The sequence below is a fragment of the Acidovorax sp. AC410 genome (genome assembly GCF_979253235.1).
In genome coordinates, this window is the sequence record NZ_CEEDCG010000003.1 from 228,886 (window position 1) to 243,593 (window position 14,708).

The 14,708-nt window shown below is 60.7% G+C and carries 13 protein-coding genes; all 13 read right to left on the reverse strand.

The features are described 5' to 3' along the window. Positions 1 to 7: 7 nt before the first annotated feature. Positions 8 to 1,132 carry a DUF3150 domain-containing protein gene (locus AC0IZS_RS34320; protein ID WP_436220351.1) on the reverse strand — a complete coding sequence of 375 codons (1,125 nt, stop codon included), beginning with the start codon at positions 1,130 to 1,132 and terminating at the stop codon, positions 8 to 10. 204 nt (positions 1,133 to 1,336) lie between these two features. After that, entirely contained in the window at positions 1,337 to 3,358 is a 2,022-nt protein-coding gene (locus tag AC0IZS_RS34325) for an adenosylcobalamin-dependent ribonucleoside-diphosphate reductase (RefSeq protein WP_471639782.1), read from the reverse strand. Between the two features lie 304 nt (positions 3,359 to 3,662). Then, complete coding sequence (dnaN, locus tag AC0IZS_RS34330; protein WP_471639783.1) at positions 3,663 to 4,790, reverse strand: DNA polymerase III subunit beta; 1,128 nt, start codon at positions 4,788 to 4,790, stop codon at positions 3,663 to 3,665. 229 nt (positions 4,791 to 5,019) lie between these two features. Further along, on the reverse strand, positions 5,020 to 5,532 hold the full coding sequence (locus AC0IZS_RS34335) for a single-stranded DNA-binding protein (protein ID WP_436220348.1): 513 nt from the start codon (positions 5,530 to 5,532) through the stop codon (positions 5,020 to 5,022). Beyond that, positions 5,529 to 6,479 carry a hypothetical protein gene (locus tag AC0IZS_RS34340; RefSeq protein ID WP_471639784.1) on the reverse strand — a complete coding sequence of 317 codons (951 nt, stop codon included), beginning with the start codon at positions 6,477 to 6,479 and terminating at the stop codon, positions 5,529 to 5,531. The genes AC0IZS_RS34335 and AC0IZS_RS34340 overlap by 4 nt, the downstream gene beginning before the upstream one ends. 62 nt (positions 6,480 to 6,541) lie before the next feature. Beyond that, entirely contained in the window at positions 6,542 to 7,219 is a 678-nt protein-coding gene (locus AC0IZS_RS34345) for a hypothetical protein (RefSeq protein WP_471639785.1), read from the reverse strand. Position 7,220: 1 nt separating this feature from the next. After that, positions 7,221 to 8,186: an AAA family ATPase gene (locus tag AC0IZS_RS34350; protein WP_471639786.1), complete on the reverse strand. Its 966-nt coding sequence runs from the start codon at positions 8,184 to 8,186 to the stop codon at positions 7,221 to 7,223. Between the two features lie 14 nt (positions 8,187 to 8,200). Next, positions 8,201 to 8,911 (reverse strand): hypothetical protein, encoded by a 711-nt coding sequence (locus AC0IZS_RS34355; RefSeq protein WP_471639787.1) that lies wholly within the window; start codon positions 8,909 to 8,911, stop codon positions 8,201 to 8,203. An 81-nt stretch (positions 8,912 to 8,992) separates the two neighbouring features. Continuing rightward, on the reverse strand, positions 8,993 to 9,139 hold the full coding sequence (locus tag AC0IZS_RS34360) for a hypothetical protein (RefSeq protein WP_471639788.1): 147 nt from the start codon (positions 9,137 to 9,139) through the stop codon (positions 8,993 to 8,995). Between the two features lie 415 nt (positions 9,140 to 9,554). Beyond that, positions 9,555 to 10,196 (reverse strand): IncC plasmid conjugative DNA transfer DtrJ family protein, encoded by a 642-nt coding sequence (locus AC0IZS_RS34365; RefSeq protein ID WP_436220342.1) that lies wholly within the window; start codon positions 10,194 to 10,196, stop codon positions 9,555 to 9,557. A gap of 6 nt (positions 10,197 to 10,202) precedes the next feature. Further along, positions 10,203 to 10,811: a hypothetical protein gene (locus tag AC0IZS_RS34370; protein WP_436220341.1), complete on the reverse strand. Its 609-nt coding sequence runs from the start codon at positions 10,809 to 10,811 to the stop codon at positions 10,203 to 10,205. Between the two features lie 15 nt (positions 10,812 to 10,826). Continuing rightward, positions 10,827 to 12,767: a conjugative transfer system coupling protein TraD gene (gene traD, locus AC0IZS_RS34375; protein WP_471639789.1), complete on the reverse strand. Its 1,941-nt coding sequence runs from the start codon at positions 12,765 to 12,767 to the stop codon at positions 10,827 to 10,829. Further along, positions 12,767 to 14,689 (reverse strand): TraI domain-containing protein, encoded by a 1,923-nt coding sequence (locus AC0IZS_RS34380; RefSeq protein ID WP_471639802.1) that lies wholly within the window; start codon positions 14,687 to 14,689, stop codon positions 12,767 to 12,769. Before AC0IZS_RS34380 ends, traD begins: the two co-directional genes overlap by 1 nt. Between the last annotated feature and the right edge of the window lie 19 nt (positions 14,690 to 14,708).

Sequence of the window (14,708 nt, forward strand, 5' to 3'; positions counted from 1 at the left end):
CTGTACCTCAGAGCCACGAGCTCATGTTAGCTGGCGCTGCTGCGGCAGCAGCGGCGATGGAAATGCTGCCTTCGAGCGCGAGGCCGAAGTTCAGGTCGCCTCCTTGCACTGCTGGAGGGCTCGTGCCTGTGGAATCGTCGAATTCCAACGCGACTGTGGCTGGGGCTGCTACCACACCAACCAGATCAACCGCCACAGCGCCTGCGCCTGTTCCTGCAACCCAAGCGGCTTCTGCACCGTTTGCGAGCGAGACCTGCGCGATCCTGGCCGCCTCATCAGGATTCGCCAAGAGGCGGGCCAGGGACCAGATGCTCACTAGCCCCTTGCCGTCGATCTTTCCCTCTGCCGGCAGCTGGTCGAGCGACCATTCGATCACATCGGCCAGAGGCCCAGCGGAAGGATCCACGAAGCTAAAGCTGCGCAGCTTGGCTACTACCCGCTTGAGTGGCCGCAGAGTCTTCTGCGTTATCACATCCTTGTTCGAAGTGGCACCGTTCGGGTCAGTGGTAACCAGGTACTTTGTGAGCAGATCGTGCGCTTCGGCCGCTGCCGCTTTGAACAGCTCGCCCTTGAGCCCGCGCAGCTGCCCGTGGTAGCCACCGTTCGCATGGTGACTTTCGTCACCGGCGACAGGAGCTGTCACGGCGTACAGGTGGAAAGCGAAGCTGAGCTTCCCATACACCTGCTTTGCATCCGGCACGCGCTTCAAAAGCGTCGCATTGCCAGGATTCTCGAGCTGCCACTTTCTGCGCCATGCGGTGATCTCGTTGTCAAAGCGCATGAACAGGTCATTGGCGCAGTGGTCAAACTTTGCCTTCAACTTGCCCAGTTCGAGCGTCACCGCATCCAGTCGGTCCTTCGGAATGGCCATCGCACCTACGAGGGGCAGGCCGTTGTCTTCGAGCAGCCGAATGGCTTCGTTCTTGATCCGTGCGAATTTGCGAACCTCTTCGGGATCGCAGATCTTGATGCTGCCCATCGACGCCAACGCTGAGGGGGGCAGGTTAGCCATCTGGCTGTCGTACTGCTGCAGATGTTCGCGCTTGAGCGCCTGGCGACCACCCCAGAGGTGGATATCCAGTGCAACGCACACCAGATTGGCTGCGTCGACTTGCTTGACTTGGGAGTTCATTGAGGTGCCTTCTTGGAAGTCAAAAAGGGCACCACCGCCAAAGGGCAGTGATGCCCTTCGGGGTTGTTGGTAGTGCACAGGTGTGCACCGGGGATGCGGCAAGCGCATTCGTGGGCCCATTCTATTGATCCGCTGTCTTGTGGCAAGCGGATGCGGGCAAAAAAAAAGCCCCCGGTAATGGGGGGCAAGAGAAGAAGCTGTTGCTCAACTCACATCGCAGGCCGAGTACCCGCAATCGCATCCGTCGCACCCGGCTTTCTTGACCAATGTCATCGCATTGCACGAAGGGCACCGGCGTTCCATCGCCGAGTAAGCGCCGCTCTCCTGGGGAACCATTGACTGAGTCACCGGTGGCGCAGCCGCAGGCAGACTACCAGCTGCGATGACCGATCCCAGCAGAACGTTGTTCTCCCGGTAGGTAGTGATGCCCTTGAGCCCAGCCTTCCAGGCCCGCAGGTAGACGCCGGCGAAGTCGGCGAACGGGTAGTTCGCTGGCACGTTGACCGTCTTACTGATCCCGGCATCGATCAACGGAGCAGCTGCCGCAATAACTGCTAAGTGATCGTCGACGGTCAGATCGGCCACCGTTGGAAACGCAGTGGGGTCAACCTTTGGGCCCAGCGCGTTCTGCGCCGCACGATAGGCAGCGTTGAACACTGTGCTTTCCACTCGCGAGCCATCCTTCTGGCGAACACTGCGGACCTGGCTCAATGCGTAGATCGGCTCAATGCCGCTGGACGCGTTGTCGCCGAACGTCAGCGCGATCGTTCCCGTAGGAGCAAGGCTCAGGAGATGGCTATTGCGGATGCCGTGTTCCCGAATCATGTCCTTCATGCGTGCCGGTAGGCGGCTTGCGAAGGTGCCTTCGGCCAGAAACTCTTCAGCTGCAAACAGAGGGAATGCACCGAACTTGCGCGCCAGCTCCACCGAGGCCTCGTAGGCAGCATCACGCATCTCGCGGCCAACGCGGTCTACGAAGGCAACCGACGCCTCGCTCCCATAGCGCAGCCCCAGCATCGCCAGGGCGTCTCCCATGGCGAAATAGCCCACCCCGATACGTCGTTTGGACCGCGCTTGGCTCTGCTGTTCCGGCAATGGCCACCTCGAGACGTCAAGCACACGATCCAGCATCTCCACAGCTCCGGCCACGGCCCGACGAAAGCCCGGGTAATCAAAGGCGGCCTCACCGGTGAACGGCTCGCGCACGAAGCGCGACAGGTGCATCGACCCAAGGTCGCAGCAACCGTAGGCAGGCAACCCTTGCTCACCACAGGGGTTGACGGCACTGATCGTTTCCACGGCCCGAAGGTTGTTGTCCCAGTTGATGCGATCGATGAACACCACACCAGGCTCTGCGCCATCGTAGGTATTGGTCATGATCTGTTCCCAGAGCACCTTGGCCTTCACTGTCCGGTACACGTAGACCGTGCGGCCATCGGCGAGCACTTTAGTGGCGCATTCGTGACTCGGCGGTGCCGAGTGAACCAGGTCAAAGTCGTCATCGCTCTCCACGGCCCGCATGAACTCATCGGTGACCGCAACCGAGAGATTGAAGTTGCTCAAGGTCGCGAAGGCACCCCTGAACGCCCACGCAAAGGCTGGTTGGTCGCGAAGCAGCCCCAGGACTAGCTCCGAGCTCCTCTCGTCGAGGCCAAGAGCCGCAAGGTCAGGGAGCTTCTTCGCATCCACGAACCGCTCGATATCCGGGTGATCAATGCGTAGCACGCCCATCTGGGCACCGCGGCGATTGCCTGCACTGTTGACGGTCTCGCACATCTTGTCGAAGACCCTCATGTAGCTGAGGGGCCCCGAGGCATCGGAGGCGGTGCCAAAAACCCGCGCGCCGGCGGGACGGATGCCACTGAAGTCATAGCCCACGCCACCACCCCTGCGCATGGTCTCTGCCGCCTCGCGCAATGCCTCGAAAATGCCTGGCTGACCATCGATATGGCCTGAGATCGTGTCTGCGACCGGCTGCACGAAGCAGTTCAGCAGCGTCACCGCGAGATCTGCACCGGCACCACGGTTGATTCGGCCGGCGGGGACGAACCCGAGCCGCATTGTTTCCTGGAACCTGCGTTCCTGATGTTCATCGCTTGCGAGCGCTTTGGCCACCCGTGCCTGGATTGCGGCTACGCTGGACTCCCCCTGCTGGGCGTACTTTTCCAGCAGCAGCGATTGACTGAGCGCCTGCAGTTCAGGCGCGAAATTCGTTTCGACTTTCATGATGAGGACTCTCCTGAGTTGTGTAAAAGCGGGCAGACGCCCGCCTTTGCCAACTCCGAGGGAGCAAGCAAAGGCTGGCCCCTAGGGTCCGAAAAGCTCGTGATGTGCTGCCCAGGTCTGGGAGCAATGGGGATGCGCGCACCGGCACAGGGACGGAGCGGAAGAGAAATGGAAAAGCCGTCCAGCTCATGCACCCGAGGGGCAAGAACTGAACGGCTTTGAAGGGGCTGCAATAAAGCGCAGCTACTTGACTGGAGGCTAGGTACCTCTGGACGACTGGACTATATGCCTGCGTGCCCGCCTGTCAACTGTCTGCGGTGCTGCTAACTCGCGTAGGCATCACCAGGTGCACCGGGCCGGTCTTGTCCACGCTACGCACCAGCAGCGGTCCACCTTTCGTGCTGAAGCCCAGCTCGACCTGGTCGGCAGGGATCGCCGCCATGGTTGCCGTCAGGTAATGCACGTTGAAGGCGAACTGCTCGTCGGCACCGGCGTACTCAACGTCGACCTGCTCATGTGCTTCACCGTTGTCGGATGCAAGGTCCAGAGCGAGCACGCCGCTCTGCAAAGCCATGTTGACGCCCAGGGGGCTGCTTCCCGCCATCACGGCCATTCGAGCCAGCGAATCAGCCAGCACGCGCCGCTCCACGACCACCTCGACGTCAACCGCCTTGGGTATCACCGCCCGGTAGTCCGGGGGTGAGCCGTCTATGAGCTTGCTGATGATGACCACGTCAGCGAACTTGAACTCTACCTGGCGCCTACCGACAGAGATGAGCACAGGATCATCCGACACGGTGAGCAACCGCTTAAGCTCAAGGGCAACTTTGCGAGGCAATACGAAGGCACCAGGCGCACCCGTAACGAGCACCTCCAACCGGTCGGCGAACGCCATCCGATGGGAGTCGCATGCAACCATACACATGCCAAGCTTCTCGCTGCGGATGAAAGCCCCCTGCAGGTACGGCCGATGATCGACAGCGCCGGCCATTGCGTAGGTGACTTGCTCCAGCTGCTCGGCGAGCAGGCGCTGGGGCATAGTGAGGGTGCCGAGGTATGGGTCAGGGACGAACAGTTGAAAGTCCTCTCCCGGGCGCGTCTGCAGCTTGAACTCGCTGCGCCCGGCGCGAATGACGGCTTTGCCGCTATGCGACTTGACCGTCACGACTTGGTCAGCAGGAACCGAGCGGATGATTTCCACCAGCTTCCTTGCGTCGATTGCAAGGGAGGTGTGGCCCCGCGGCGGGCCAAGGGTGGCTGTACTGGTGGTCTGACTCTCTGTGTTGCTGGCAGTAATGGACACCAGGGCGCCACGCTTTTCGATGAGGAAGAGGCCCGACACTGGGTCCGCACTCCTGCGGTCAATACCGCCGACTGAGGCCTTCACGCAGGCCAGGATGGTCTCCTGCGAAGCCGAAATGATTGTTTCCATAAGAGGTCCCAAAATGGGCGGGCACCTCCCCTCGGGAAGTACCCGAAGGATAGAAGACGACCGTGCAGATCGCACGGCCGATGAAGTTGGTGGTACCGCAGAGGCACCGATCCGCTTGCGAGCGAGATAGGGCATTTGAGCAGGCCAGGGCGCTCAGCGCAAGCATCTGCGTCCCCAATGAAAAACGCCCCTGCTGCTTTCGCAGACCAGGGGCGTTCACTTGACGGGTCTAGTAGACCACTTTCGGCACCGCATCTTGCGCGGGCCTGCTCGCGCTCTCGCGTTGAGCTTGAGCACGCTGCGGTACCGGCTCGGTCCTGCGACCGCCAACACCTTCCGAAGCGGCCTGCCTCAAAGGCTCGCGCCGGCGGCTGTCGGAGTCGCCCGCATGGGAGCCTTCGTTACGACCCACTTTGCCGCCGGAGTTACCCGAACGCTTGAGATCGTAGGAAAGCAGCTTGTAGAGGACTCGCGTCTTCTGAACACCATCCTTCTCCCAGGTCGAGGTCTCTTGAGACCCCACGGCCGTGATCTCGCTGCCTGCAGTCAGATGCTCTGCGAGTCTGCGCGCTTCGTCATTCCAGGCAACAAATGTCACCGACTCGACGACTGACGTCCACGCGCCGTCGACCTTGGTGTTCCGCCTCGAACAGATGTCGAACTCGCACTTGAAAAGGTTTTCCCTGATCGGCCGGAGGTCCGGCTGCCGAGGACAAAAGCCGCTAGCGGTGATGGTGATCATTGAACGCCCTTTGCGCCCTTACGCAGCATCTCCACCTTGAACAGGTTCTTTGTTCTTCCCTGCCCTATGGCCATTCGGTCCATCAGAGTGATCCTGACGCGATCGCCGGGCTTTGCTTGGCGCTCGAACACTTCACGCTCGAGTTCCACACCGTAGTAGGGAATATGAACACCGTTCACCTCAAGCTTCACGCAGAACGCTTCGTAGGTGCCACCATTGCCCTGACGAGGTGTCTTGCCCATCTCGACAATCACACCCTCCCGCGCTTCACCAGCAACTGGATGAGTTGGCACCGGCGCAGGCACTGGAGTCGCAGGGACGCGATGCGGAACCGGTGCTTGCGGCTCAGGCTCAGGCGCCTTCGGAGGCAGAGCTTCCGCCACAGCGGCCTTGACCACCTCCCTTTCGGCCGGGGCCGGTGGAGCGATCGAGATTGCAGGCGTGACCTTGCGTGTACGCGACACGCTCCCCCTGGAGTCCTTGGTATCGCGTTCGTTGGACGCAGCGGAAACCAGGCGCACGACGTCATCTGCGGCCTGGTGACGAATTCGCTCGATGGCGTGATCGTCGTCCGCGGGATCCCATTTGACGTCCGTCATGTAGTAGCTGCTCTTGCGCATGCGAAGAATCGCGCGCACCTGCGGATCTTCCACGCGAAAGACACGGCGAATGATCTGCTTCTCTGGATACAGGTACAGCCAGACCCTCCCCACGGAGACATTCTTAGCTGCCTCCAGCGGAACAATAACCACCCGCGAGGCGGGCATTGTTTCGATCTCGCCGGCACGCCAAAACACCGCGTTACCAGGTTCGAGCTTCGCTGTGCGGAACTCTGCACGACCGACCTCCCGAGCAGGCTCAACTTCGAAATGCTGTGGCCGCTCAGCGTTGCTGCCAAGGAATCGGGCGAAGCCAGCTGCCAGGCCTTTTATGGCCAGCTTGGCCATGCGAGTTGCGATTGGAGGCTTGTCGCCTCCCACCACGATTGAATTTTGAGTCATTGAATACCCTACAGGTAGTGTGAAGCCGGCGCGCCGATGGCGACCGGAGATTGGTTAGCTAGCAGCATTGCTACTCCCCCTCCAAGTGCCTTCTGGGCCTCGTGGATTTGGGGTTCAGCAAAGCTGCCGGAGAGCCACTGCACCCACTCAAGGGGCGCAGCGGAAGGAGGCCGCTCGGGAAGACCCGGATAGCGGCCGAACAGCTCCCAACCCGAGTTGATCGCCTGTTCGCTTACTGCCAGCGCGAACACTGGATGTTCGGCCGTCGCCACCAGGTACTGCGCGTGCAGATCCTGGCGGCTGAGCCATTTGCGGAGATAGTCCTGGGGCACACCGGCTTGCACAGCGGCCCGCGCAAGCAACGTCTCAAGATCAGCCACTGCTCGCTCAACGTCGACGGGCTCGCTGAAGACCAAGTAGGCCGGGTCTGCCCTGAAGTCTGGATGGGTTGCATCGAAGACACCCGTCGCTTCATCGAAGAAGCAAGCGACCTCCGAGCACCTGAAGCCAGACCTGGCCCAAGACCCGATATGTTGGCCAATCGCACCGAGTGCGATCAGCCGGTCATCGACCACTGTGCCAGCCTTTACGTGGATAGCTTGGCGCTTGGCGCCAGACGTCTCAAGACCCCACTGTTCCACGCCGTTTGCAGTCTGGCGCGCGTACACATTGAAGACTTTGACCATCTCAGTGATCTAGCCCGGACACGCTCTTGAAAACTTCGAAGGTCTTCGCTCGCATTGCGGGTGATGGGGTGTGAAAGGCACGACTCAATGAGTAGTGCAGCGGCGAAAGATTCTGGGCTCGCACACTTTGGTAAGCGCACTGGAGGCGCGCCCACCGTAGCGCAACGCGCGTGGACATTGGCTTTTCGATGCTGGGATCTTCTTGCCGATACAGGGTCCGCGTCTGGATTGCAGTCTTGACGATGATGTCGGCTACGAGTTGAGCATCCGCCTCGGTAGTACCCCGCTTCATCAGCGTTTCCTTCACGATGGCAAGCTCGAGCTCGGGCCGGAGGTAGTCAACCTCGACCACCATCCAACGCTCGTCGTTCGCTGCGTCCTGCACGTTGCGACCCGCAACGGCAACTCGGCTGTGAATGGAGTTCTCAGTCGCGAACACCCGGAACGTCGGCGCGGCTTTGATCACCTCTCCCGTTTCTGGGATGGTGATGCTATAGCCCTCGAGCAGCGCATTCAAAGACGTCGCTGAACTCGGCGCAAGCGTGTTGTACTCGTCCAGGAGCACCGAGGCACCGATTCGAGCCGCCTTGATCACCGGGCCATCAACCCACTTGAGGCTGCCGTCCAATTGGGGCATGAGTTGGCCGTTGAGGTGATACGGCTGCGTGTCCGAAGAACAGGACATGAGGTAGAGCGGCCAGCGCATGCGTGCATGGAATTGCTCGATCAGCGATGTCTTGCCCGCCGCTGGGTCACCGATGAGCTTCAGTGCAGGCTCCTTGGCATCCCAAAAGACCATGAGGTCCTTGAGTCGCGCCCTTTCGAACGCATAGAACTTCTTGGCCGGAACGTCCGGTGTATCGTCTGGTCCACCTACGAACATGGCCTCAGGAGGCACGTCGAGACTGAACTCTGCAGCAAGGCTGCGTTTCACCAGTTCGCGAACTGGAAGTTGGTTGTTGTGCATGGGGATTTCCATTTTCAAGCGGGCATGTACTGCCCGAGCCCTGCTTTGCGCAGGATGTGACGAAGCCGTTCAAGCACCAATTCGTGGCTGACGCCTGCATAGGCGCAGCAACGCTGGAACGTGAACGGAAGTTCGGAGGCGTGTACCGGCCGGTACTTCGCAACCGAGTTGAGCATTGGCCGAGGTGGGCGAGGTGTTGCCGATTCCTCGTCGGGTTTCACCTTGTTCTCGACCCAATAACGAATGTCAGGAAGGAAGAACCACCGAAGCGTTTCGGCCTTCTCCATCGGATTGCCTCTGCCGGCGAGCACAGCAAGGCTGTGCTCGAGCAAACCCACGTGCAGGATCGCTACGCCGTGATCCGTGAACTGATCGCTCACGCGACCCTCTTCGGCCTGGAGTGGCTCATCAGCATCAGCTGCGTCCGAGTGGATGTTTGGCGCTCCGGCGCCATAGGCGTCACCCAGGTTTTCCTGAAGATCTCTCAGGGCCGGGGAAACATCGACGGGTGGTGGGCCCTCGTAGAGCGGCCTTTCGAGCAGTTCCAGCTGCTCTTGCAGCGGATCCACCCAAACTACGCGAGGAGAGACCACGCGAAGTTGTCGCGCGGCGGCATTTTGACCTCGCCTTTGCAGCCGTGCGTTCAGCACCTTGGCGTCCTCGTCTGTGAAGAAGGAGAACTGGGCTTGGTGCATCACGCTGCTGCCATGCATGGGATTCACCATGACAGGCTCCAATCTTGGGATGTGTTGGAAAAAAACTGGGGACCCAAGTGGGTCCCCATGTTTTTTGGAAGCTGCGAAGTATTACTTCGCTGCTTCGTCGATCGCCTTCTCGACCGCTTGAGCGCGGTTGGAAAGGTCGGATTTGCCCTTTGCAACTGCAGGAGCTGCGTTGGACAGGACCGTGGCAAAGGATGCTGCGGCAATGATGGCTGCTACGAAGAACTTCATTTTTAACTCCAAGGAAGAAAAAAATGCGGTGCAGCCACCTTGCGGTACTGAACCGCAAGGGGTGATGACGTCGTCAAACGTCGGGGGGTGGAGCGCCGGAGGGCGTCACTGTTGGGAAGGCACGAAGCCTAGTTCGTCGCATCAGCGATGAAAACGGAAGTGGTCTTGAGGGTGACCGCTTTCGTTTTCACCGAAAAGGAAGTAAGGGAGCAATCTAGTGCAGCTCCCTACCCCGCGTTCAGGTCCATTGGACCCGGGTGGTATTCACTTTCGTGGCGCCCGGCGCCGTCGCACCCTGGCAATGTTGAGCTCGAAATGTGGCTTGTTCCAGCTGCAAGGTTGCAGAGCCTTCGCCCTGCAACGATTCAATTATTCCCGTCATGAAGCAACTGTCAACCACATGAAGTGCTGCAGTTCAGTGTTTCCCAAAAACAGGCTGTGTGTTCGCAATCAGCAGCGCGAGAGGAACGCAGCCGATAAGCACCCAAATGGGAACGATGGAAGGGTCCACGCCCCAGGGCGCGGACAAGTAGAACAGGGGAGCGAAGAGGAACGGCACGATGATCATCGACAGGAGCGAGAAGGCCGCCGGCCTCATGGAGCCGAACGTATAGCGCTTCACCGCGCGCTGCCCAAACCCGTCCACTACTGCGGCGATCAGCACGGGGGCCAGCACTCCGAACCAGATCAGCATGATCATGAACCGCAGGCACACCACGTACATCGACTGCAAGAAGCCCGTGAATATCCCGTTAGCCACTCCGATCAGAACCTTTGCGCCGTCGCCCATCTGTTTCTCGTGGCGCCGCTTCTCGTCTCCGGTGACAGTGCCTGCGCGCGCCAGATTGGCCGCGTACTTGACCGGCGAGTCACGGAAGAGCAGATCAGCCTGGCTGACGATCCACCCTCCGACCCTGGGCCCAAAAGCATCTTGGGTAGCCTCGATTTCGCTCACGACAAACTTCTCCATCGAGTCACCTCTGCGGACGAATGGATTGATGAACAGGCTGATGAGAAACAGCGCAAGCCAAATGCGGATGTGGGACTTCGTATCCATTGCGTGCTACCTCATCGAGCGCAAAGCGATTCCCAGATCCTTGGGAGAACAGGCCATTGCCAGGAGCTTTACCTTGAAGCCCGCGAGCATGTCCCGATCCACGGTGTGAGCGCCATACACACACACCCTGGTAATCGCTCCGCCGGCAACCCAGTCATCGAATCCCACGGCCAGTGGATCCCACTCAAGGATTCCCTGTGGAGACTCTCCGATCGTCGAATGCACCGCCAACTGGCTCAGGGTGCCTGCCAGCGCGTTCAAGTACGAACTGAACACCGCCCGGTGCCCCTCACCTTCGCCCACGGCGCGCACCGCCTCTCGCGTGGCGGCCTCGAACCCTTCCACCAGGAGTGGCACACCTAGCTGCCTGCCCCACTGCGCACCCGCGGTACGGGCCATCGATTCGGACGCTGCCTTGAGGTTTGGATACACCACCCAGTGGAGCCGAATTGCCTTCTTCATTTCGCTGCTCTCGGTGATTGCATGGAGATCGAGGGGTATATGGCGATCGACGTCGAACTCGTAGATCCGGTCGCATCCCTTGAGGGTCAGAGGCGCGCCTAGTTGGGCGACGTCGGATGGTTCTGCTGCTGGGCGTAGTGGGATAACTGCCATGGGTTGGAATTGCGTCTATTGGAGTTGCACGACCGGAATCCGGCCTTTGAATTTGAAAGACCGGTTGAGCAGCGCGAAATACTGAAGGTCTGGCATCTGGGGCAGCAGTTCAGGGGGGATCAGCGGCACTTCCTTGTCACTCGCGCTCAGCCCATGGTTTGCCGAGAACTCCATGCCGGTGTCCTCGGTCTTGCTCCCCACGCCCTTGGACTCGCCAAAGACCTTGATGTTGGTCAGGCCGAACTTCTCGCTGACCATTTCTTGGGTGTCCGGGTCCTGAATAGCGCCAATGATGAGGTTGTTCATATTGCCCATGAAGCGCTTGGCGGATGCTGTATCGCCGTCGAATGCATGCACCAGGTCCGAGAACGTTTGACCCAAAGCCCAGATGAAGACCCCAGCCCCGCGGCCTTTGTTGGCCTGCTGCACAAGCGGTTCGCACATTGCATCGCCCCACTCGTCGACCACCAGGTGGATGCGCCGCGGAGAACTTCCATCATCCCCTTCAAGCCCGTGGTTGTAGATTTCCGCCGCAACCGATGCCAGGTCGGCCATGCACATTGCGCTCAGCGCCTTCCCCACCGAGGGATCGGCCAGGGCGTCAGTGCCTATGTACAGAACGTGCCTGCCCTCGACAATGCGCTTCATGTCCATGATCGGCCGTTCGTCGGTGAGGTCTTCGTAGTCCGGCGACAGCAACCCGCGCAGATCGTCTGTCGTCAGCTTCGTCAGCATTGGAAGGATGGACACGATCATCTTGCCGAACCATTCCTTGTTGGCCTCAAGGATGTTCACGAGCCCGGACACCTCCTCGGGCTTTATGGGGACTCCGACGCGCTCTGACTCCGCCGGACTCTCCGGCACATCTGCGAGGAAGACCATGATCATGGCGGTGAGCTCCGGCGAGCCCGTCTCGATAGCGCCCTTCTTGGGCGGGCGCTTGCTCTCCCCGGCCAACTTGTTGAGTTCCTGAGTGACGCGATCGCGCAACTGGGGAGCTTCCTCGGTGAAGAACTTCTTCAGCGCCTCGTATGCCAGGCGCTCCACTGAGGTACGGGATTCCATCGCCATCTTCAGCGTGAGCAGATTCACGCGCCGGCCGACGTACTTGATGCCGTTTGTGATGCGGTGCACCGCGTTCCAGCAGAACTCCTTGAACGAATCGCCTTCTTGGCTGCCCAACACCATGGAGATCCGCGATGCGACCTGCGACACACGATCCCAGTTTTTGAGCATATCCAGCCTGATGGACTTGCTCGCGAAAGCCGGGTGCAGCATCATGAACTTGTCAGGTATGCCCGTGTACTCCGCAGCCAAGCGACAGATCTCGCGCAGCTCATGGTCGCCCTTCGGGTCAAAGACGATGACCACGTCACCTTTTGCGATCAGCTGGGTGATGAATAGCGCCGCCAGCCTGGTCTTGATGGCTCCGGTCGTTGCAATGATGGCGCAGTGCCCCTTCAAAGCATCCATGGACACGGTCACATCGCTCTCCTCCGGATGTAACCCGTGGATCCACTGCAGGCCTCGTTCGTCAGCAGGGTTCCGCTTGATGCCGAGCAAGCGCAGCATCCAGCGCTCCGGGTAGATCTCAGAAAGATCGCGCTTGCTAACCTCATATGCCAGCGCTGTATGGCTCGGCTCCCACCGCCATCCCCGGCCAAGCCACAGGTTGTTCCCGATCGCTGGCATCGCGTCCAGTAGATTGCGCACGGGCATGATCTCGACCGGCCTGCCGATGAGCGCCAGTTGCTTCACCACCATAGTCCTGGCCACGACGCCCCGCCGCAGCGCCATCATTCCAGTGACAAGGCACAGCCCGGCGACAGCGAACCAGCCCAGCTGAAAGACTGCGCCCACCAGCACACACCAGACGAATGCGAAACTCCACAGCAAGGAAGAGCGGGCCTCGAACACTGGCCGCAGCAGCGACTCGATTTCCTTTGGCTTCGCCATCAGAGGCCTACTTTCTTCGTCAGGATAGTCGAGAGGATGAAGCACACGGCCTTGTTCGCCGTGCCTTCCGGTATGACGATGTCTTGAACCAAGCGTCCAGGTGTGGACGGATCAACATGGAGAAAGCCAGCACTGACCAAGGCCTGCAGGAAGTCAGGCGGCCTCGCCACGACCTCGGCAAGCATTGCCATGGGCACCGCGACACCGGTAGTCATAGTTCGGGTCTGCCCCTGCGACACCTTGCACAGGGCCACGAGTTGGGCCAGCTGCTCGGCTATATAGGGCTTGAGGACGGCACGAACGTCCTTCGGAAGGGATTCAGCATGGCGCACCTCAGCGCCCTCGGGCACCCCGCCGCCCCCGCTTCCAGAGTCCTGGGCTGGCGGCTTGGGCGCAGCGAGTTGGTTGACTTGCTTGTCCGTGGCCACGTTGCCAGTCTGGGGTGCCGAACTGGTAGCCGCACCAGCTCTACTCGCGGTGCCGTGTCCCTCACCCACCTTGGCATCCACCGGATCGCCAGCAGTCCCAACCGCCTCATCCTGGCTTTTGGCGACGGCCGGGGCTGCCACTGCAAGCGTAGACTCCAGAATGCTCATACCGGGCGCCGGTGGCTTCGGCGCCTGCAGCGGTGGAGGGCCATCCGCCACTCTGGGCGCCGCGGGCGGCGCTGGCGCGCTGGCTACAGGGGGCAGCGGATCGTCTCGCCGGACGACGGACATCGCCACTGGTCGCGACTTTGAGAAGTCGCTCGGCAAATATCCATCGATGAGGCTATCAGCCTTGGCAAGCCGAACCGCAGCTACCACCTCGCCATCCTCGTCGGCAATCTCCGAGAACGGGCCCATACCCGCAGAGACCTGGATCAGGCCTGCATCTTCAAGATGAAGCAGCAGCCCGCCAAGCGTCGTCGCCACCTGAGGCGCCGACTTCTGCAGCAGCAGTAGGATGTCCTCACCGGCCCGCGGCCACTCAAGGTACACCCCGCTCGCATCTACGAACAGCGGCGCCTTCTGTAGGGTCCACTTGCCATCCGCCAACAAGGTGCGCATTGCGTCCACGAGGTGCGGGCCCACGTGGGTACCAAATTGCAGGCGACCATAGCTCTGGGGCTGTCGTGCGATTTCTGCAGCACAGATCTTGCGCCACATCCCGTCCACGACGTCAAACGCATTCCCGTTCTGCTCCGTCCTAGCCCCTGTGACGATAGACAGCAGCGCGGTGGCCAACTGGGGCGATCCCTCCTCTATCCAGCGGAATGGCGCGTCGCCCGCAATGGCAAGCACAAGCGCAGCGCTCGTCGACGCGGGACCCGGCGTCACACCAGCCCTTGGCCAGGCGCAGTAGACCCGATCGGCATGAACCTGGGCCAGCCATTGCTCCATTGGCATCGCCCGCACAGGCCACGCCTCTCCCGCAGCGGTTGTCACCTTGATCTGCTCCAACGTCCGGCCAAGCGGCCACAGTAGCCCGGCCAAAAAGCAGACGTAGCGCCAACGCACCTCAAGCCGATGACGCTCTTCCACCCCAAGCGTACCGGTAAAGATCCGGCCGTCCGCGGCCTGGAACGCGCCGAACGCCAGCTCCACGCTGGCGCGGAAGAGGCCCCCTGGCCCAGAGTAGATCCCCTCCGGGCCGGCGGGCAGGTTGGAGACATAGCCGGCGACGCGGGACAACGGCTCCAGGAACCGCGTTTGGAACAGCTTTGCGTCTTGCGCGGCATGGACTTTTAGTCGCCGAATAAGTGGCTGCTGCGCCTCCATCAACTCTGCGACAGGAGCTATCGGCAGACCAGGATCGTGAGGTGGGTACTGCACGGCGCCTGGCGTGGCCAACATCCCCCTAGCCGGCGTGATGGCCGCAGGCGGTGCGTGCTGAGCTGTCGCAGGCGCAGAGGCGCGTTTGAAGAGATTGAAGATCGACATGTTCACTTATTGTTGACGG